The organism is Kitasatospora sp. NPDC058184, assembly GCF_042883725.1.
In the GTDB taxonomy this organism is placed as follows: Bacteria; Actinomycetota; Actinomycetes; order Streptomycetales; family Streptomycetaceae; genus Kitasatospora.
In genome coordinates this window covers 158,004-175,750 of the sequence record NZ_JBHVVE010000016.1, presented here as the reverse complement: position 1 = coordinate 175,750, position 17,747 = coordinate 158,004, and the positions used below count along the sequence as shown (strand labels likewise).

Here is a 17,747-nt window from a genome sequence, read left to right as displayed (position 1 = left end):
CCAGCGTCGTCCCGCCACCGAGCGGCCCCCTCCGGTTTCCTTCCGCCCGTCCGCCCCCGCCCGTACGGTGGTGGCCATGACCGACGCCTTCATCGACATCCCCGGTGTGCGCAACTTCCGTGACGCGGGCGGGATCGGCGCCCTCCGCCGGGGCGTGCTGTACCGCTCCGGGTCCTTCCACACCCTCACCGAGGAGGGCGCCCGGCGGCTCAAGGCGCTCGGCCTGCGGACGGTGTTCGACCTGCGCAGCGCGTTCGAGCTGCGGACCTGGCCGGACCAGCGGCACGGCCTCGACCACGAGTCCCTCAACCTGCCGACCCTGCCCGCCGACCGCAAGGACGTCGACCGGCCCTGGCCCGAGGACCAGGCGGCCCTCTACCCCTTCATGGCCGAGACGGCCGGCCCCTCGCTGGCCGCCGTGGTCCGCCGCCTCGCCGCGCCGGACTCACTGGCCGCCGTCGTCCACTGCGCCGTCGGCAAGGACCGCACCGGCCTCACCATCGCCGTCCTCCAGTCCCTGCTGGGCGCCTCCGAGGCCGAGATCACCACCGACTTCCTGCGCTCCAACGTCGGCCTCGGCCTCGACAAGGGCCCCACCCCGTACGTCGACGAGACCGGCACCGAGCGGATCTCCCGCCCGGTCGACGCCGGGCACCTCGCCTCCTCGCTGGCCTGGATCCACGACCACCACGGCACCGTCCCCGACTACCTGCGCCACCACGGCACGACGGACGCCGAACTCGACGCCGTCCGCGCCAAGCTCTCGGACTGACCGGCCGTCAGCCCTCCCGGCGCTCGAAGCGCCACCACTGCGCCGGGGTGTCGGCGTCCTCCCGCTGGTGGACGTCGGCCTCCGGGGTGTCGCCCGCCGTCAGGGGCTTGCCGCTGATGAAGCTGGTCACCGTGTAGGTGCCCGGGGCGTCGACGTGGGCCTCCAGCAGCCACTCCTGGGCGCCGAAGGCGTTGGCCGACCACTGCTGGATCCGGACGCCGTCCTCCGTCGAGGCGCCGGCGACGTCCAGGCGCTTCCCGCTGCCGACGTTCTCGATGTGGAACAGCGCGCCGCCCGGGTGGACGGCGGTGAGCCGCCAGAGCCGGGCGTCGCTGCCGTCGTCCGCGCCGAGGACGATCCGGGCGCCGCTGCGCCGGGAGCCGTCGGCGACCCGCAGCAGCAGGCCGCTGCCGACGTTGCGGACGAGGTAGCTGCCGTCGGTGATCGCGGAGTCTGTCACGACCGCAGTCTGCCACCGGGCACCGACAGGCCGTCCCGCACCGCCGTACGGGCCGCCGTGCGGGCCGCCGGCCGAGGGCTCTGAGCCGGGGGCGCGGAGGAGTTTCCGCCGGACCGGCCCCGCCCCCTATGCTGCGGCGAATGTCCACCGAGCAGATACCGTCGCACCGTCAACAGCCCACCTTCTCCGAAGCCGTGGCCGCCCTGGAGGCCGTGGTCGCGGCCGGGGACGACGAGCGGTTCGGGCCCGCCCTCGGCCTGGTCGGCGGGCTGTTCGGCGCGGCCGACCCGGCGGAGCGGGTGGCGGCCGGCCCCCGGCTGGCCGCGCTGCTGCCGGACGCCCCGCCCTTCCCCCGCGCGCACCTGGCCATGGTGGTGGGCGCCTGCGTGGAGCACGGCGCCGACCCGGTGGCCTGCTCCGGCCCGGTGCTGGCCGGCCTGCGCGGGGCGCTGACCGGCGCGCAGCTGCTGGTCCGGCGCTGGGTCTCCACCGGCGGCGGCCCGCTGCCCAGCGCGGAGGAGGACGATCCGGCCGAGGCGCACGAGCGGATCGCCGACCCGGCGCACCTGGACGAGTGGCACGCGCACCTGGCCGTGGTCGCCTGGTGGACGCTGCACCTGTGGCAGCAGGCGGCCTGGGCGGTGTACGCGCACGCGGAGGTCCGGGCCGAGGCCCGCGCCTCGGGCGTGACCGAGGTGTTCCTGGAGCTGTTCGACCGCTACCAGGGCGAGCAGCACGACTTCAAGGGCCTGGTCCACCTGGCGCTGATGCTGGACGACGAGCCGCTGCTGGTGCTCGACCGCCCCACCGGCACCGGCTACCTGCTGCGGATGAGCGGCCTGAGCGACACCTTCCAGCTGCACACCCTGCTCGCCGACGTGCTGATCGGCGGCGGCCACCTGCCCGGCACCCCGCAGGAGCGGGAGGTGGTGGCGCTGGCCCGGACGGCGTTCCTGGACGGCCGCCGGGTGATCGCCACCGGTGCCTTCAACCTGGTCGCGCCGGACGGCTCCTGGATCTGGAACGAGGGGACGCCGGGCGATATCCCGGTGGTGGACGGCGTGCGCACCCTGGTGCTGGAGCCGCTGCCGTACGAGCGCAGCTGGTCGGCCGGGCGGTTCATCCAGGAGGTTCCGGGCGACCTGCGGCTGGAGCGGGTGCTCGACCCGGCGGAGGCCGCCCGCCGGCTGGCCGCCACGGTGCCGGGGCAGACGCCCGCCGAGGCGTTCCGGTAGACCGGGGCACTCCGGCGGGTCCAGGCGTTCCGGGAGGCCCCGACGGCCCCGCCCGTTCACCGGGTTAGGGTCGGAAGCCGACACAGCCCCCTACGAGTGGAGTCGACGATGGCGAAGGTCCCGAACGTGCTCGCGGCCGCCGCGCCCGCCGCGCTGACCGCGGCGAGCGGTCTGGTCGGCGGTTACGGCGTCGCCCGCTGGAGCGGCCGGCGCGAACTGGGCGGCGCGGTGCTGGCGGTGGCCGGCGCCGGAGCGGCCGCGCAGTGGCGCCGGAGCTCGGGCACGGGCACCGCGGCGGCGCTGACCGGCCTGTACGTGGCGGCCTTCGGCGGCTCGCACCCGCTGGCGAAGAAGATCGGCGCCTGGCCGTCCGTGTTCGCGGTGACCGGCGTGGTCGCGGCGGCCTCCACGGCCGCGACGGCGCTCTCCGCCCGCAAGCGCTAGCCGGCCCTCACCGGACCGCGCGCTCCGCACCGAACCGGGCCTCGAAGGCGGCCCGGTTCGCCGAGACCGGCGCGCGGTCCCAGACCGCGAACACCACCCGGTCGAAGGCCGCCCCGTACCGGGCCAGCGCCCCCTCGAAGGCCTCGGCGACCTGCGCCGGGTCGTTGCCGAACACCCCGCAGCCCCAGGCGCCGAGCACCAGCGTGCGCAGCTCGTGCCGGGCGGCCGCGGCGAGCACCCGCACGGCCCGCTCGGCGAGCACGCCGCGGACGTCGGTACCGGGTGAACGCCGTTCCAGCTGACCGGCGTTGGGCGCGGGCGAGGTCAGGAAGGAGACCGGGTACGGCCGCGCCAGCAGCTCGCCGCGCCCGTCCCGGATCACCGGCACCGCCGGCGAGACGATCACCCGGTGGCTGTACCGGAGGTCGGTGGAGGCCCGGTGCGCCTCGTAGTAGTCCGGCGCCTCCAGCAGGCAGCTGTACAGCAGCGCGCTGCGGCACAGGTCCTCCTCCTGGGCGCGGGCGCCGCGCAGGTAGCCGCCGCCGGGGTTGCGCGCGGAGGCGAAGTTCAGCACCCCGACCGGCCCCGCCCCGGCGTCGACCAGCCGGCGGGCGGCCTGGACGCTCCCCTCGGCCGTGACCTCGATCCGCCCGGCCGCCGGCCCCGGCCCGCGGCCGCCCTCCGCCAGCAGCGCGTCCAGCCGCTCCGGCGCGTACGACACCGTGCCGGCCTTCGCCGCCGCCAACTCCTCCCCCACCCGCACGAGTTCGCCCCCGGCCGTCCGGTAGCTCCCGCGCTCGGCGATCTCCTCGTTCACCCGTGCCACGTCGTGCAGTCTGCTGCTCATGGCCGCGACGCTACGGGACTACCGCGCCCGTGCGCCACAGGTTATTCTCACTTCCAGAACAACACCCCGGGGGGATGGCGGGGTGTCCGCGTGGGGGGGGAAACGCGAAGGGCCCGCTCCGGGGAGGAGCGGGCCCTTCGTGCGTTTCACGCGGTCGGCCCGGCCATGTGGTCGGCCCGGCCGCACGTTCAGCCCGGCCGGCGGTCGGTCACCGCCGGTGCGGCGTCAGTTCTTCCAGCGCGGCTTGCGGTCGTCGCCGCCGAAGCCACCCGAACGGCCGCCGCGGTCGTCACGGTCACGGCCACCGCCGAAGCCGCCACGGTCACGGTTGAAGCCACCGCGGTCGGACTGCGGACGGCCACCGGAGCGGTGGTCGTCGCGGCGCGAGAACGGACGGCTGCTGCCGCCGCGCTCGTCACGGTCCCGGCCGAAGGACGGACGGTCGCCGAAGGAGCGGGCCGGACGGTCGCCGCCGCCGAAGCCACCCGAACGGCCGCCGCGGTCGTCGCGGTCGCGGTTGAAGCCACCGCGCTCGCGGTCGCCGCCACCGAAGCCACCCGAACGGCCACCACGGTCGTCACGGTCACGACCGCCACCGAAGCCGCCACGGTCACGGTTGAAGCCACCGCGCTCGCGGTCGCCGCCACCGAAGCCACCCGAACGGCCACCACGGTCGTCACGGTCACGGCCACCGCCGAAGCCGCCACGGTCACGGTTGAAGCCACCGCGCTCGCGGTCGCCGCCACCGAAGCCACCCGAACGGCCACCACGGTCATCGCGGTCACGACCGCCACCGAAGCCGCCCGAACGGCCGCCACGGTCATCGCGGTCACGGCCACCGCCGAAGCCACCCGAACGGCCACCGCGGTCGTCACGGTCACGGTCACGGCCGTAGGCCGGACGCTCGCCGCGCGCCTCGCGGTACGACGGGGCACGGTCCTCGGCCTGCGCCGCGGCGGGGGCCTCGGCGGCCGGAGCGGCCTCGGCCGACTCACCGGACTCGGCCTCGGCGGCCGGCTCCTCGTCCTCGATGCCCAGCTCGGCCCGCTCGCGCGCCGCACGGGCGGCCAGGCGGTCGGCCTCCTCGCGCAGCTCGGTGGCGCGGCGCTGCGCGCGCTCCAGCTGGCGGGTCATGTCGGCGAGCTCGCGCTCGGCGGCACCGGCGATGCCGGCGGCGCTCTCGGCCTGGACCTCGGTCAGCGAACGGGCGCCGGTGATCTTGGCGACCTCGGCGTCGAAGGCGTGGTCGAGGATGTGGCGCGAGGCGTCGACGCCCGCGTCCTCCATCAGGCGGAAGACGCCGCGGCGCTGGTGCGGCAGCACCAGGGTGACGACGGCGCCGGAGCGGCCGGCGCGCGCGGTGCGGCCCGAGCGGTGCAGGTAGTCCTTGTGGTCGCCGGCCGGGTCCACGTTCAGGACCAGGTCGATGCCGTCGACGTGGATGCCGCGGGCGGCGACGTCGGTGGCGACGACGACGTTGACGTAGCCGTCCTTGAAGTCGCCGAGGACGCGGGTACGGGCGCCCTGGGTCATACCGCCGTGCAGCGCGTCGGCCTTCACGCCGGCCTCGATCAGCTGCTCGGCGACGCGGTCGGCGCCCATCTGGGTGCGGACGAAGATGATCGTGCGGCCCTTGCGGGCGGCGATCGCGTTGGTGATCGGCGCCTTGTCCTTGGGCTTCACCACGAGGATGTGGTGGGTCATGGTGGTGACCGCGCCGGCCGACGGGTCGACCTCGTGGGTGACCGGGTTCTTCAGGTAGCGCTTGACCAGGGTGTCGATCTCGTTCTCCAGGGTGGCGGAGAACAGCAGGCGCTGGCCGCCGGCCGGCACCTGGTCGAGGATCTCGGTGACCTCGGGCAGGAAGCCCATGTCGGCCATCTGGTCGGCCTCGTCGAGCACGACGGTCCGGACGTCGGCGAGCTTGGCGCTGCCGCGGTTCAGCAGGTCGCGCAGACGGCCGGGGGTGGCGACGAGGATGTCGACGCCGCGCTCCAGCGCGTAGATCTGGTTCGACATCGAGGTGCCGCCGCAGACGACCTTGAGCTTGAGGCCGAGCACCGAGCCGAACGGCTCCAGGGCGTCGGCGACCTGCATGGCCAGCTCACGGGTCGGGACGAGGATCAGGCCGCGCGGGTGCTTGGGCTTGGTGCGCTCGCCGTCGGCCAGGCGGGTCAGCAGCGGCAGGCCGAAGCTGAGGGTCTTGCCGGAGCCGGTACGGCCACGGCCCAGCACGTCCTTGCCGGCCAGGGCGTCCGGGATGGTCGCGGCCTGGATCGGGAACGGGGTGGTCACACCGCGCTTGGCGAGGGCACGCACGACGTCGTCGTGCAGGCCCAGGTCGCCGAAGGTGATGGTGGGCTCGGCGGCCGCCTCCTCGGTGGCCTCCACGGTCTCCACGGCCTCGGCGATCACCTCGTCCGCGGCGGTGTCGGTGATGTCGTTGGTGTCGGTGACATCGGCGGCGGCCTCGTTCGCGGGCATGGCGAAGCGGGCGTCGTCAACGAGAGACATGCAAAACCTTCCGGAAGTGGCACGCGCCAAAGTCCGGGGTTCTGTTTCACAACCGCCTCTATGCGGTCAGCCACGGATCGCCGGAACGCGCCAAGGGCGCCAGATGGGAATAGGGCGCCAGTCAAATGGATCAAACGAACGATCTACCACCATAGACGAACCTGGGGATCAGAGGCAAACCCCCTGCTCAATCACCTAATGCGCGACCACCCGCGGGCTCGGGGCCGAGGAACCGGAGCTGCCGGAGGACGGGTCCGGGGCCGGCGGGACGGTCGCGGCGGGCGAGCTGTGCTCGGGCGCGGGGGTGCCGGACGGGTGGCTGCTCGGGGTGGACGAGGGCGTCCCGGCCGAGCCGCCGCCGGAGCGGCCCTCCCCGGTGCCGCCCGCCCCGCCGGTACCGCCGGAGCCCGCCGTACCGCCCGACCCGCCCGGGCCACCGCCCGGGTGCGGCACGGGACTTGTGTTCGCACCGCCCGCCGAACCGCCGCCCGGACCGCCGTCGGGAGCGCCCGACCCCGGCACCGGGACCACCCCGGCCACCGCGCCGTTCGCCCCCGGGGCCGCCTCGCCGGGCGCCGTCACGGTGGCCCCGTTCGCCCCGCCCTCGCCCTGGAGGCCCCCCGGCCGCTCCGGATGGCCCGAGGCCCCGCCCGGGTGCCCGGCCCCCGGCGAGGCCGAGGGCCCGCCCGTCGCCCCCGGCCGGGCCGCCGGACCGGCCTGCCCGACCGGCGCCACGCCGTGCTTCTCCTCCGCCGCCGGGCCGACGGACATGCACCCGGTCAGCCCGAGCCCGGTCACCGTCAGCAGCGCCGCCGCCCGTACCGCGCGCGAGCGCGGGAGCGCCGCCGCCCGCCCCGGAGCCGTACGCGCCGCGGCCAGCCGCACCCGCACCGCCCGTACCGCCCGCACCGTCCGTGCCGCCCGTACCGAAGCCACTGAGGTCCCTCTCTACCGCCCCACCCGGGCCGCCCACTCGCGCGCGGCCGCTTTTGGTGCCCAACGCGCGCCCGGCCCGGCGGGACACGGGCAGCGCCCAAGCTCGCCCGGGTCGGGAGCGCGCACCGGCCCCTCCCGGGCGCTTCCGGCGCCCCGCTCAGCCCCAGAGGGCCGAGGCCAGCTCCGCGCCCGCGTAGACCGCGGCCAGCCCGGCCGCCACGCTGCCGGCCGCGTTGGCCAGCGCGTACCGTCCGGCCCCGGTCTCGGCCAGCCGCAGGGTCTCGTACGAGAAGGTCGAGTAGGTGGTCAGCGCCCCGCAGAGCCCCGTCCCCAGCAGCAGCTGGACCTGCGAGGAGGCCGCGCCCGCCGCCACCGCGCCGGTCACCAGCCCGAGGACCAGGCAGCCGACCACGTTCACCGTGAACGTCCCCCACGGGAACACCGAGTCGTGCCGGGACTGCACCGCCCGGTCGGTCAGGTACCGCAGCGGCGCGCCGACCACCGCGCCCGCCACCACCAGCAGCCAGTTCACTCCGCCGTCTCCCCCCGGCCCGGATCCCGGCCCGCGTCCCGGCCCGGCTCCGCCGCCGGCCCCCGGCCCGCGTAGGTCACGACCTCGCAGCGGTCCAGCAGCACCAGCCCCTCCGCCACCATCCCGTCCAGCCGCGGCAGGAACGCCCGCACCCGCTCCTCCTCGTCCACGATCACCACCGCCACCGGCAGGTCCTCGCTCAGCGACAGCAGCCGCGTGGTGTGCACCAGCGACGAGGCCCCGAACCCCTCGATCCCCCGGAACACGCTCGCCCCGGCCAGCCCGGCCGCCCGGGCCCGGTGCACGATCTCGCTGTACAGCGGGCGGTGCTGCCACCGGTCGTTCTCCCCGACCAGCACGGTCAGCCGGAGCGCCGGCCCGCTCAGCCGGCTCACCGCACGCCCCCGCCGGGCGCCGTCGCGCCCCGTTCGGCCCCGCGGCGGACGGCCCGGTGCACCAGACGCCGGGTCAGTCCGGCCGCCGCCCACACCGCGAACAGCGCGCCCGCCAGCGTCAGCCCGAGGTACGCCACGGCGGGCCCCGGCCGGCCGCCCTCCAGCAGGCGGCGGACGTCCACCGCGTACGTCGAGAAGGTGGTGAACCCGCCCAGCACCCCGGTGCCGAAGAACGGCCGCACCAGCGGATGCGCCTGGCGCCCCTCGGTGATCACCACCAGGAACACCCCGATCACCGCGCAGCCGACCACGTTGACCAGCAGCGTCGTCCACGGGAAGGCCGACGGCCCGGTCCGCCAGCCGAGCCCGGCCGCGTACCGGGCGACCGCCCCGATCGCCCCGCCCAGCGCGACCACCGCCACCGCCCGCCCCTGTCCGCGCAGCACCGGCGGCCGGGCCCGGCCGGGCCGTCCGCCGGGGGCCGGCGCCGCGCCCGACGGCAGCACCCGGGCCGGGCCGTCCGCCGCGGTGCCCCCGGGCGAGGTGCCGTCCGCGGCGTCGTCCACGGCGCCCTCCGAAGTCGTCACAGCCCCATCAAACACCGGCCCCCGCCACCTGGCACACCGTCATCCGGCACCGGACAATGATCCGGTGGAGATGACCCGGGAAGAGTTCGAATCGCTGGTCGGCGACGCCCTCGACCAGATCCCCCCGCAGCTCGCGGCCATGATGGACAACGTCGCGATCTTCGTCGAGGACGAGCCCGACCCGAGCGACCCCGAGCTGCTCGGCCTCTACGAGGGGACCCCGCTCACCGAGCGCGGCGAGTGGTACGCGGGCGTCCTGCCCGACCGCATCCTGATCTACCGCGGCCCCACCCTGCGCCACTGCGACACCCACGAGCAGGTGGTCGAGGAGGTCCGCACCACCGTCATCCACGAGGTCGCCCACCACTTCGGCTTCGACGACCACGAACTGGACGAGCTGGGCTGGTCCTGACCCCCGCCCACGGGCCCCGCCCCCCACCCGGCCGAAACCCGTTTTGGCGATCCGCCCCGCATCCCATATGCTTCTCGACGTCCCCGAACGCTGGGAACAGCGGGACAGGCCACAAGCCCTCATCGTCTAGTGGCCCAGGACGCCGCCCTTTCAAGGCGGTAGCACGGGTTCGAATCCCGTTGGGGGCACGCAGTACCGTAGTAAAGTGCAGTGCGCAAGACCGCAAGACCCTGAGTGGTTCGCCACTTCTAGGTCCCGTGGAGCAGTTGGTTAGCTCGCCACCCTGTCAAGGTGGAGGTCGCGGGTTCAAGTCCCGTCGGGATCGCTCGTCTCGCAAGAGACGGTGCAGTACGGCCAGGTAGCTCAGTTGGTACGAGCGTCCGCCTGAAAAGCGGAAGGTCGCCGGTTCGACCCCGGCCCTGGCCACAACCCGGAAGCCCCCGTAGCGAATTCGCTACGGGGGCTTCGCCGTTCTCCCGCCCCGTCGGCCGACTAGGCGAAGACCTCGATCGCGCACCTGGCCGCGCCGCTGCGTCGGATGCGGGCGTCGCTGGTGACCAGGGGGACGGCGAGGGTCTCGGCGAGTGCCACGTACTGGGCGTCGTAGGCGCTGATGTTGTGGTGGAGCTCCCGGACCCGCTGCCAGAGGACCAGCGTCTCGTGCTTGGTGACGGCGAGCGCCTGGTAGTCGGCGATCGCCTTCTCCGCCTCCTTCGCCGTGAGCTTCCCGCCCCGGACCATGCCGAACAGGGCCGAGACGAGCTCGTAGTCGAGCAGGCTCGGGGCGGCGAGCACATCCAGGTCGCGGAGCCGGGCGCGGACGGCGTGGCCGGCCGGGCCGTGGTCGGCGAGTGCCCGGACCAGGGCCGAGCAGTCCACGACGACGGTGGAGGTCACCGGCGCTCCCGGCCCTCGTCGATCGCCGAGAGGATGTCGGCGGTGCTGATCTCGGTCCGGGCCTCCCGGTCGAGCCTGGTCATCATCTCGGCGAGCGACGGGGTGGCCGCCTCGCGGGTGACGAGGTCGAGCAGGTAGGCCTGGAGGCTCTTTCCGGCCTGCGCGGCCTTCAGCTTGAGGGTGTCCAGGACCGGGTCCGGGACTTCGCGGATGGTGATGGCTGTCATGCCTGCATTTTAGCTGCACCAGCTGCATATTGCTGGCACTTCCGGGTGGGCGACCGTTTCCCCCTGGAGGGGGAGGGGGTACCGCCCGCGGGACGATCCGGCGGGGTGGGGCGGCGCGGGACCGTGGACGGCATGGAGACGACACGGGACACGGGGTGGAACCGGGTGGCGCGGGGCGCCGGGTACGCGGCGGCGGGGTGGGCGGTGGCCTTCGCGCTGGTGCACGTGTACTGGCTGGCGGACGGGCGGCTGGGGCTGCCGGACGGGCTGTCGGTGTGGAGCAGCACGCCGCTGCTGGTGATCGACGTGATCGCGATCCCGCTGTGCGCGGTGGCCGCGGCGGTGGCGCTGGCGCCGGTGCGGCGGTGGGGTGCCCGGGTGCCGGCCCGGCTGCTGGGCTTCGCGCTGTGGGGCACCACCGCGCTGCTGGTGCTGCACGCCGCGCCGTCGGTGCCGGACTGGATCGCGCTGGCCACCGGCGGCCGGTCGGGGGCCGAGCTGGACGCGATGGCCCGGTTCGCGACCTTCGGCTACGAGCCGTTCTTCCTGGCGGGCGGCCTGCTGTTCGCGGTCGTCTCGGCCGCCCGGCTCACCGTCCGCCGGGCGGCGGCACGGTGAGCCGGGCGGTGGGGCCGGGCGGCGTTGACCGTGTTCCTGGCGCCTGAGTAGGGTCGCGGACGGCGGGCTCGGTTCCGTCGAGCCCGCCATCCGGCCCGGTCAGGTGGTCAGGAGGTCCGGAGCCAGCTGTCGGTGCTGCTCACCACCGAGCCGTCCGCCGCGTACTGGGTGATCTTCGCGGCGTCGGTGCCCGGCTTCGCCAGCACGCCGTAGTAGCGGAACGGGGAGTCCCCGACGGCGACCGGCACCGCCTCGGTGGTGCCGCCGGTCTTCCAGTCGACCGCGACCTTCGCGACCTCGGCCCGGACCCCTTCGATCACCACCGGCGGGATGCCCGTCGCGTGCTTGAGGCCGAGCGACGCGCCGCCGACCGCGGCCGGGTACCCGCCCGGGGAGGAGACCGCGTGCACGGAGTCGTCGGCCTGCCGCTTGCCGTCCACCGTGTAGTAGTAGTTCACCTCGTCGATGCCCGCGTCCCAGTTGCTGTCGACGTCGCCCTGCCTGACCGGCTTCACGTCCGGGTTGACGGCGTACCGCTCCGCCCGGATCAGCTGCGCCTGCTTGAGGGCGCCCTCCTTCGTGGGGGAGGTCGGCCACAGCGCCACCCAGGCCTCCCAGGCGTGGCCGTTCGCGGTGCCCTCGCCGACCTTGACCCGGGTGGGGTTGAACGGGTCCCGGGCGCCGGGCGCCTTCGGGGTGGCCGTGCCGCCCGCGGAGCCGGGGACGGCCACGTCGGTGGCCGAGGCCGCGACCACGGTCGAGACGGCCTGCCGGCCGCGCTCGCCGAGCACCGCCGTCCCCCCGGCGATCCCGGCGACCAGCGCCGCCGCCACCCCGGCGGTCAGCAGCCGTCGGCGCCGCAGCCGCCGCCGGCCGCCGGCGACCAGCCGGTCGTACGGGACCGTCCCGGTCTCGACGCTGCCGGCCAGTTCGCCCAGGGCCCGTACGGTGGCCGGCTCGTCGCCGCCCGCCTCGTCCCCGGGCAGGTACTGGTTGCTCATCTTGCCCCTCCGATGCTCGTCAGTCCGATGAGTGAGGAGGCCCCGCGGAGTTTGGCCAGCCCTCGGGCCGCCTGGCTCTTCACCGTCCCGACCGAGCAGCCCATGGCCTCCGCGGTCTGGGTCTCGCTGAGGTCCTCCCAGTAGCGCAGCACCACGGCCTGGCGCTGCCGCGGCGGCAGGGTGCCGAGCGCGGCGAGCAGCACGGCCCGGTCGTCCGGGTCGGTGCCGGCCGGCGCGGGCCGGTCCGGGAACTCGGTGACCGGGTACTCGACCAGCCGCCGCCGGAACCGCCGGGCGTGCTCGTTGATCACGATCCGGCGCACGTAGGCGTACGGATCGTCCGCGGCGCGCACCCTGTTCCAGGCCGCGTACGCCCGTTCCAGCGCCTGCTGGACCAGGTCCTCGGCTCCGTGCCGGTCCCCCGCGAGCAGGTACGCCGTCCTGAGCAGCCGTGACCAGGCGCTGCCGACGAACGTCCGGAACTCCTCGTCCCGGGCGGTCTTGTGGGCTCCCATGAGCACCTCCTCACCCCCCCAGAGCCCGGGACGGCCGTGGACCGTTGCCCGGCGTTCGCGATTCGCCGCTCACGGCTGTGACACTGGAGGGGCTCGAAAACCGAGGTGCGCTCCGCCGTGCCTCCTTGCGAACCTAGAGGGATGCCCGCAGTGAGTTCTCCCGCAGTCCAGTCCGCCACCGTACCCGCCGAGGGCGGCCCCGGAATCGGCGAGCTGGCCGCCCGTCTGCCCGAGCTGACCCTGCGCGACCAGGTGCGGATCGGGCGCCGGCTGGAGGGGGCCCGTCGGGTCCGCAAGCCCGAGGCCCGGCAGAAGGTCGCCGCCGAGATCGCCGCCGACATCGACCGCGCCGAGCTGGTCGTCGAGCGCCGCCGGAAGGCCGTGCCGGAGATCGGCTATCCCGCCGAGCTCCCGGTCAGCCAGAAGAAGGACGAGATCCTGGCGGCGATCCGGGACCACCAGGTGGTGATCGTCGCGGGCGAGACCGGCTCCGGCAAGACCACCCAGATCCCGAAGATCTGCCTGGAGCTGGGCCGCGGCGTGCGCGGCCTGGTCGGCCACACCCAGCCGCGCCGGATCGCCGCCCGCACGGTGGCGGAGCGGGTCGCGGAGGAGCTGGACAGCCCGCTCGGCGAGGCGGTCGGCTGGAAGGTCCGGTTCACCGACCAGGTCGGCCAGGACACCCTGGTCAAGCTGATGACGGACGGCATCCTGCTCGCGGAGATCCAGACCGACCGCGACCTGCACCAGTACGACACCCTGATCATCGACGAGGCGCACGAGCGCAGCCTCAACATCGACTTCATCCTCGGCTACGTCAAGCAGCTGCTCCCCCGCCGCCCGGACCTCAAGGTCGTGATCACCTCCGCGACCATCGACCCGGAGCGCTTCGCCCGCCACTTCGGCGACGCCCCGATCGTCGAGGTCTCCGGGCGCACCTACCCGGTGGAGGTCCGCTACCGGCCGCTCGCCGAGGACGGTGACGACGAGGCGGACGAGGTCGACCGCGACCGGGACCGGGACCAGGTCCAGGCGATCTGCGAGGCCGCCGAGGAGCTCCAGGCCGAGGGCCCGGGCGACATCCTGGTCTTCCTCTCCGGCGAGCGCGAGATCCGCGACACCGCGGACGCCCTCGACAAGCTGAAGCTGAAGAACACCGAGGTCCTGCCGCTGTACGCCCGGCTCAGCTCGGCCGAGCAGCACAAGGTCTTCCAGCGCTCGCGCAGCCGCCGGATCGTGCTGGCCACCAACGTCGCCGAGACCTCGCTGACCGTCCCCGGCATCAAGTACGTGATCGACCCGGGCACCGCCCGGATCTCCCGCTACAGCCACCGCACCAAGGTGCAGCGGCTGCCGATCGAGGCGATCAGCCAGGCCAGCGCCAACCAGCGCAAGGGCCGCTGCGGCCGCACCTCGGACGGCATCTGCATCCGGCTCTACTCGGAGGAGGACTTCCTCTCCCGCCCCGAGTTCACCGACGCCGAGATCCTGCGCACCAACCTGGCCTCGGTGATCCTCCAGATGACCGCGGCCGGCCTCGGCGACATCGCCGCCTTCCCGTTCCTGGACCCGCCGGACTCGCGCAACATCAAGGACGGCGTCCACCTGCTGCACGAGCTGGGCGCGCTGGACCCGGACGAGAAGGACCCGCGCAAGCGCCTGACCGCGCTCGGCCGCAAGCTCGCCCAGCTCCCGGTGGACCCGCGGATGGCCCGCATGGTGCTGGAGGCGGACCGCAACGGCTGCGTCCGCGACGTCATGGTGATCGCCGCCGCGCTCTCCATCCAGGACCCGCGCGAGCGCCCGGCCGAGAAGCGCCAGGCCGCCGACGAGCGGCACAAGCGGTTCAACTCGGAGACCTCCGACTTCCTCTCCTACCTGGCGATGTGGCGCTACGTCCGGGAGCAGCAGCGGGAGCTCTCCTCCTCGGCGTTCCGCCGGATGTGCAAGTCGGAGTTCCTCAACTACCTGCGGATACGGGAGTGGCAGGACATCTACGTCCAGCTGCGCACCGTCGCCAAGCAGTTGGGCGTCACGATCGAGGAGCCGCACGAGGACGCCGAGCCGGACGCCGACCGGATCCACCAGTCGCTGCTGGCCGGCCTGCTCTCCCACATCGGCCTGTTCGACGTGGAGAAGCGCGAGTACGGCGGCGCGCGCGGCGCCCGCTTCGCGGTCTTCCCGGGCTCCGGCCTGTTCAAGAAGCCGCCGCGCTGGGTGATGTCGGCCGAGCTGGTGGAGACCTCCCGGCTCTGGGCGCGGATCAACGCGAAGATCGAGCCGGAGTGGGTCGAACCGCTGGCCGGCCACCTGATCAAGCGGAACTACAGCGAGCCGCACTGGGAGAAGAAGGCCGGCGCCGTCATGGCGTACGAGAAGGTGACCCTCTACGGGATGCCGGTCGTCGCCCAGCGCAAGGTCAACTACGGGCGGATCGACCCGGAGCTCTGCCGCGAGCTGTTCATCCGCAACGCGCTGGTCGAGGGCGACTGGGAGACCCACCACCGGTTCTTCGCGGAGAACCGCAAGCTGCTCGGCGAGGTCGAGGAGCTGGAGAACCGGGCCCGCCGCCGGGACATCATGGTCGACGACCAGACCCTGTTCGAGTTCTACGACGCCCGGCTGCCCGAGGAGGTCGTCTCCACCCGGCACTTCGACTCCTGGTGGAAGAAGGCCCGGCACGAGCAGCCGGACCTGCTGAACTTCGAGAAGTCGATGCTGATCAACGACGCCGCGGGCGGCGTCACCGAGGCCGACTACCCGGACCACTGGCAGCAGGGCAAGCTCCGCTTCAAGCTGACCTACCAGTTCGAGCCGGGCAGCGACGCGGACGGCGTGACGGTGCACATCCCGCTGCCGGTGCTCAACCAGGTCACCGCGGAGGGCTTCGACTGGCAGATCCCCGGTCTGCGGGAGGAGCTGGTCACCGCGTACATCAAGTCGCTGCCGAAGGCGGTCCGCCGCAACTTCGTCCCGGCGCCGGACTTCGCCAAGGCGGCGCTGCGCGCGGTGAAGGACCGCCAGGAACCGCTCCTCCCGGCCCTGGAGCACGCCCTGAAGCGCCTGACGGCGGTCACCGTGCCCCCGGAGGCCTGGGACGACGAACGGGTCCCCGACCACCTCAAGGTGACCTTCCGGGTGGTGGACGGGCGCCGCAAGCTCGCCGAGTCCAAGGACCTGGAGGAGCTGCGGCTGAAGCTCAAGCCCAAGCTCAAGGAGACGCTCTCCTCGGCCGCCTCCGGCCAGGGCATCGAGCAGAGCGGGCTGACCGCCTGGCCGGCCTCGCTGCCGGTGCTCCAGCGCACCTTCGAGCAGCGCTCGCGCGGCCACTCGATGCGCGCCTACCCGGCGCTGGTGGACGAGGGGCCGTCGGTCGGCGTCAAGCTGTTCGACACCCCGGAGGCGCAGGCCCGGTCGATGTGGGAGGGGACGCGGCGGCTGCTGACGCTGACCACCAACTCCCCGGCCAAGTCGATCCAGGGCCGGCTGGGCAACCAGGCGAAGCTGGCGCTCTCGCACAGCCCGCACGGTTCGATCACCGCCCTGTTCGAGGACGTGGTGTCGGCCGCGACGGACCGGCTGATGGCCCTGAACGGCGGCCCGGCCTGGGACGAGGCGGCCTTCGGGAAGCTGCACGACAAGGTGCGCGCGGACCTGTACGACCTGTCCGCGGACACCACCCTGAAGACGGCCACCGCGCTGATCGCCTTCCACAAGGCCTCGACCCGGCTGAAGTCGGTGAGCAGCCCGGTGCTGCTGAACGCGGTGAACGACGTCCGGCTGCACCTGGCCTCGCTGGTGCACCCGGGCTTCGTGACGGCCACCGGCTGGCAGCGGCTGCCGGACCTCAAGCGCTACCTGCTGGCGGTGGACCGCCGCCTGGAGGCGCTGCCCAACCACCCGCAGCGGGACGCCCAGCAGCTGCTGAAGGTGCAGCAGGTCCAGCAGGCGTACGGGGAGCTGCTGGCGGCGGTGCCGGCCGGGCACCAGCCGTCCGCGGAGGTGCGGGCGATCCGCTGGATGATCGAGGAGCTGCGGGTCAGCTTCTTCGCCCAGTCGCTGGGCACGCCGAGCCCGGTCTCGGAGAAGCGGATCATGAAGGCGATGGACGCGGCGCGGGCGACGCTCTGACCCGGGCGGGGGCGGGTGACCGCCCCCGCCGGTGCTGTGAGCTGCGGACGGGTGCGGGTGGGCGTTCAGGAGCCAGTTCGACCTGGGGGCCCACCATGGGCTACAGTCTGTCTTGTTCGCAGCGCGGCAAGCGAGTGAACGAGATCAGGAAACCCTGGTCCCGTGGAGCAGTTGGTTAGCTCGCCACCCTGTCAAGGTGGAGGTCGCGGGTTCAAGTCCCGTCGGGATCGCCGCAACGCGAGAGGCCCGGAACCGTCAGGTTCCGGGCCTCTCGCTTTTGGTCGTTCGGCCCTTTACCCCGAGTAGGTCTAGACCACAAGTGACAGACCGTGTGACGGTCGTCACCCGGTCCCCTCCGGAGCCGGCCTCGTGGAGCCCTCTCCGGAACCCTGTTAATTTAATATGTAAAATTGTACAGCTATTCACTGTAAATCCCCCCCACCCCACGCGCATCAAATCGTTATCCGGAGTTCAACATTCCGACCACTCGGCCGACACCCGAACACCCTCGGGCGGGCACGACAAAGGGGCCGCTTACCGGACCCGGCGGAGTCCGGTAAGCGGCCCCTTTAAAAGAGCCTTCGGCCTATCAGGCCTCAGTACGCTGGGCGGGAATCCCAGCCAGCAGAGCGCGCACCTCCGCCTCACGGTAACGGCGGTGACCACCGAGCGTGCGAATCGACGTCAGCTTGCCTGCCTTGGCCCAGCGGGTGACCGTCTTCGGGTCCACGCGGAACATGGTGGCAACCTCTGCCGGCGTCAGCAGCGGCTCAGCATCAGGGGTACGAGCGGTCATGAGCGGCCTCCTCGGGAGAACCGAACCAGGGCGGTTCTATCCTTCAAATTCTGCACCTTGGCCCGCGATGCCCGAAATGGCATAGACGGGCCGAGTCGGTTATAGGACGAACGGCTTGTCCTGGTGTCTACAACTACACCATCCGTCCAGCCCTATCGACCAAACCGCCAAAATTGACCCCTCACGGGTTCAAGGCCGACGGATGGCGATGGACCACCCCATAGCGGACAGTCACATAGTGATGACATCCGGTTACGGGGGGACCAGACCCTCCGTTTCCCCGCAAAGCACGCATCGACTCCAGAACCACCCAAAAGTGGGCACGCTCACGTGAAGTTGGGCTGGTTGTCCCATTTTTGCACATAGGGGTAAGTTCGCGTCAACGGTGAGTAGTGTCACGTTCGGCAGCTATTGACCCGAACCGGGAC

The 17,747-nt window shown here is 73.3% G+C and carries 17 protein-coding genes, 4 tRNA genes and 1 pseudogene; 10 read left to right on the top strand and 12 right to left on the bottom strand.

Annotated elements, in window-relative coordinates; genetic code table 11:
* The first annotated feature begins 76 nt into the window (after positions 1–76).
* Positions 77–772: a tyrosine-protein phosphatase gene (locus tag ACFVXH_RS28035; RefSeq protein WP_074002065.1), complete on the top strand. Its 696-nt coding sequence runs from the start codon at positions 77–79 to the stop codon at positions 770–772.
* Positions 773–779: 7 nt separating this feature from the next.
* Here the strand turns inward: ACFVXH_RS28035 and ACFVXH_RS28030 are convergent.
* Positions 780–1,238, bottom strand: a pseudogene (locus ACFVXH_RS28030) (RICIN domain-containing protein); the annotation flags it as partial.
* Positions 1,239–1,372: 134 nt separating this feature from the next.
* Here ACFVXH_RS28030 and ACFVXH_RS28025 point away from each other — a divergent pair.
* Complete coding sequence (locus ACFVXH_RS28025; protein WP_387828313.1) at positions 1,373–2,467, top strand: hypothetical protein; 1,095 nt, start codon at positions 1,373–1,375, stop codon at positions 2,465–2,467.
* A 108-nt stretch (positions 2,468–2,575) separates the two neighbouring features.
* Positions 2,576–2,911: a hypothetical protein gene (locus ACFVXH_RS28020; protein WP_387828310.1), complete on the top strand. Its 336-nt coding sequence runs from the start codon at positions 2,576–2,578 to the stop codon at positions 2,909–2,911.
* Between the two features lie 7 nt (positions 2,912–2,918).
* On the opposite strand, the gene ACFVXH_RS28015 is transcribed toward ACFVXH_RS28020, so the two are convergent.
* From ACFVXH_RS28015 to crcB (ACFVXH_RS27990), 6 genes are all read right to left on the bottom strand, one after another.
* Positions 2,919–3,758 (bottom strand): TIGR02452 family protein, encoded by an 840-nt coding sequence (locus tag ACFVXH_RS28015; RefSeq protein WP_049660839.1) that lies wholly within the window; start codon positions 3,756–3,758, stop codon positions 2,919–2,921.
* A 225-nt stretch (positions 3,759–3,983) separates the two neighbouring features.
* Positions 3,984–6,272, bottom strand: coding sequence for a DEAD/DEAH box helicase (locus ACFVXH_RS28010; RefSeq protein ID WP_387828307.1), 2,289 nt, complete (start codon positions 6,270–6,272; stop codon positions 3,984–3,986).
* Positions 6,273–6,467: 195 nt separating this feature from the next.
* On the bottom strand, positions 6,468–7,208 hold the full coding sequence (locus ACFVXH_RS28005; protein WP_387828304.1) for a hypothetical protein: 741 nt from the start codon (positions 7,206–7,208) through the stop codon (positions 6,468–6,470).
* 157 nt (positions 7,209–7,365) lie between these two features.
* Positions 7,366–7,740 carry a fluoride efflux transporter CrcB gene (crcB, locus tag ACFVXH_RS28000; protein ID WP_074002061.1) on the bottom strand — a complete coding sequence of 125 codons (375 nt, stop codon included), beginning with the start codon at positions 7,738–7,740 and terminating at the stop codon, positions 7,366–7,368.
* The gene (locus tag ACFVXH_RS27995) at positions 7,737–8,135 is read right to left on the bottom strand and encodes a DUF190 domain-containing protein (RefSeq protein WP_117488946.1); all 399 of its coding nucleotides are present in this window, start codon (positions 8,133–8,135) and stop codon (positions 7,737–7,739) included. The genes crcB (ACFVXH_RS28000) and ACFVXH_RS27995 overlap by 4 nt, the downstream gene beginning before the upstream one ends.
* On the bottom strand, positions 8,132–8,638 hold the full coding sequence (gene crcB / locus ACFVXH_RS27990) for a fluoride efflux transporter CrcB (RefSeq protein ID WP_387828393.1): 507 nt from the start codon (positions 8,636–8,638) through the stop codon (positions 8,132–8,134). The genes ACFVXH_RS27995 and crcB (ACFVXH_RS27990) overlap by 4 nt, the downstream gene beginning before the upstream one ends.
* A gap of 154 nt (positions 8,639–8,792) precedes the next feature.
* Between crcB (ACFVXH_RS27990) and ACFVXH_RS27985 the strand changes: the two genes are divergently transcribed.
* The 4 genes from ACFVXH_RS27985 to ACFVXH_RS27970 all read left to right on the top strand — a co-directional run bounded on the left by ACFVXH_RS27985 (position 8,793) and on the right by ACFVXH_RS27970 (position 9,560).
* Entirely contained in the window at positions 8,793–9,134 is a 342-nt protein-coding gene (locus ACFVXH_RS27985) for a metallopeptidase family protein (RefSeq protein ID WP_049656966.1), read from the top strand.
* Between the two features lie 115 nt (positions 9,135–9,249).
* Positions 9,250–9,322 (top strand) — tRNA-Glu (locus ACFVXH_RS27980).
* Positions 9,323–9,385: 63 nt separating this feature from the next.
* Positions 9,386–9,459, top strand: a tRNA-Asp gene (locus ACFVXH_RS27975).
* A gap of 27 nt (positions 9,460–9,486) precedes the next feature.
* Positions 9,487–9,560, top strand: a tRNA-Phe gene (locus ACFVXH_RS27970).
* Between the two features lie 66 nt (positions 9,561–9,626).
* On the opposite strand, the gene ACFVXH_RS27965 is transcribed toward ACFVXH_RS27970, so the two are convergent.
* Positions 9,627–10,031, bottom strand: a complete 405-nt coding sequence (locus tag ACFVXH_RS27965) for a type II toxin-antitoxin system VapC family toxin (protein ID WP_387828299.1) — start codon at positions 10,029–10,031, stop codon at positions 9,627–9,629.
* A complete protein-coding gene (locus ACFVXH_RS27960) occupies positions 10,028–10,258 on the bottom strand; it encodes an antitoxin (RefSeq protein WP_387828296.1) in 231 nt (76 codons plus the stop codon). The genes ACFVXH_RS27965 and ACFVXH_RS27960 overlap by 4 nt, the downstream gene beginning before the upstream one ends.
* A 132-nt stretch (positions 10,259–10,390) precedes the next feature.
* On the opposite strand from ACFVXH_RS27960, the gene ACFVXH_RS27955 reads away from it, so the two are divergent.
* Complete coding sequence (locus ACFVXH_RS27955; RefSeq protein ID WP_074002181.1) at positions 10,391–10,876, top strand: DUF3995 domain-containing protein; 486 nt, start codon at positions 10,391–10,393, stop codon at positions 10,874–10,876.
* A 107-nt stretch (positions 10,877–10,983) separates the two neighbouring features.
* Here ACFVXH_RS27955 and ACFVXH_RS27950 read toward each other — a convergent pair whose 3' ends face one another.
* Both ACFVXH_RS27950 and ACFVXH_RS27945 read right to left on the bottom strand, forming a co-directional pair.
* Positions 10,984–11,877, bottom strand: coding sequence for a hypothetical protein (locus ACFVXH_RS27950; RefSeq protein ID WP_387828292.1), 894 nt, complete (start codon positions 11,875–11,877; stop codon positions 10,984–10,986).
* Positions 11,874–12,392, bottom strand: coding sequence for a SigE family RNA polymerase sigma factor (locus ACFVXH_RS27945; RefSeq protein WP_049654070.1), 519 nt, complete (start codon positions 12,390–12,392; stop codon positions 11,874–11,876). Before ACFVXH_RS27945 ends, ACFVXH_RS27950 begins: the two co-directional genes overlap by 4 nt.
* 150 nt (positions 12,393–12,542) lie before the next feature.
* Between ACFVXH_RS27945 and hrpA the strand changes: the two genes are divergently transcribed.
* Positions 12,543–16,523, top strand: a complete 3,981-nt coding sequence (hrpA, locus tag ACFVXH_RS27940) for an ATP-dependent RNA helicase HrpA (RefSeq protein WP_387828289.1) — start codon at positions 12,543–12,545, stop codon at positions 16,521–16,523.
* 156 nt (positions 16,524–16,679) lie between these two features.
* Positions 16,680–16,753, top strand: a tRNA-Asp gene (locus tag ACFVXH_RS27935).
* A gap of 359 nt (positions 16,754–17,112) precedes the next feature.
* On the opposite strand, the gene bldC is transcribed toward ACFVXH_RS27935, so the two are convergent.
* Positions 17,113–17,319 (bottom strand): developmental transcriptional regulator BldC, encoded by a 207-nt coding sequence (gene bldC, locus ACFVXH_RS27930; RefSeq protein WP_014137253.1) that lies wholly within the window; start codon positions 17,317–17,319, stop codon positions 17,113–17,115.
* Between the last annotated feature and the right edge of the window lie 428 nt (positions 17,320–17,747).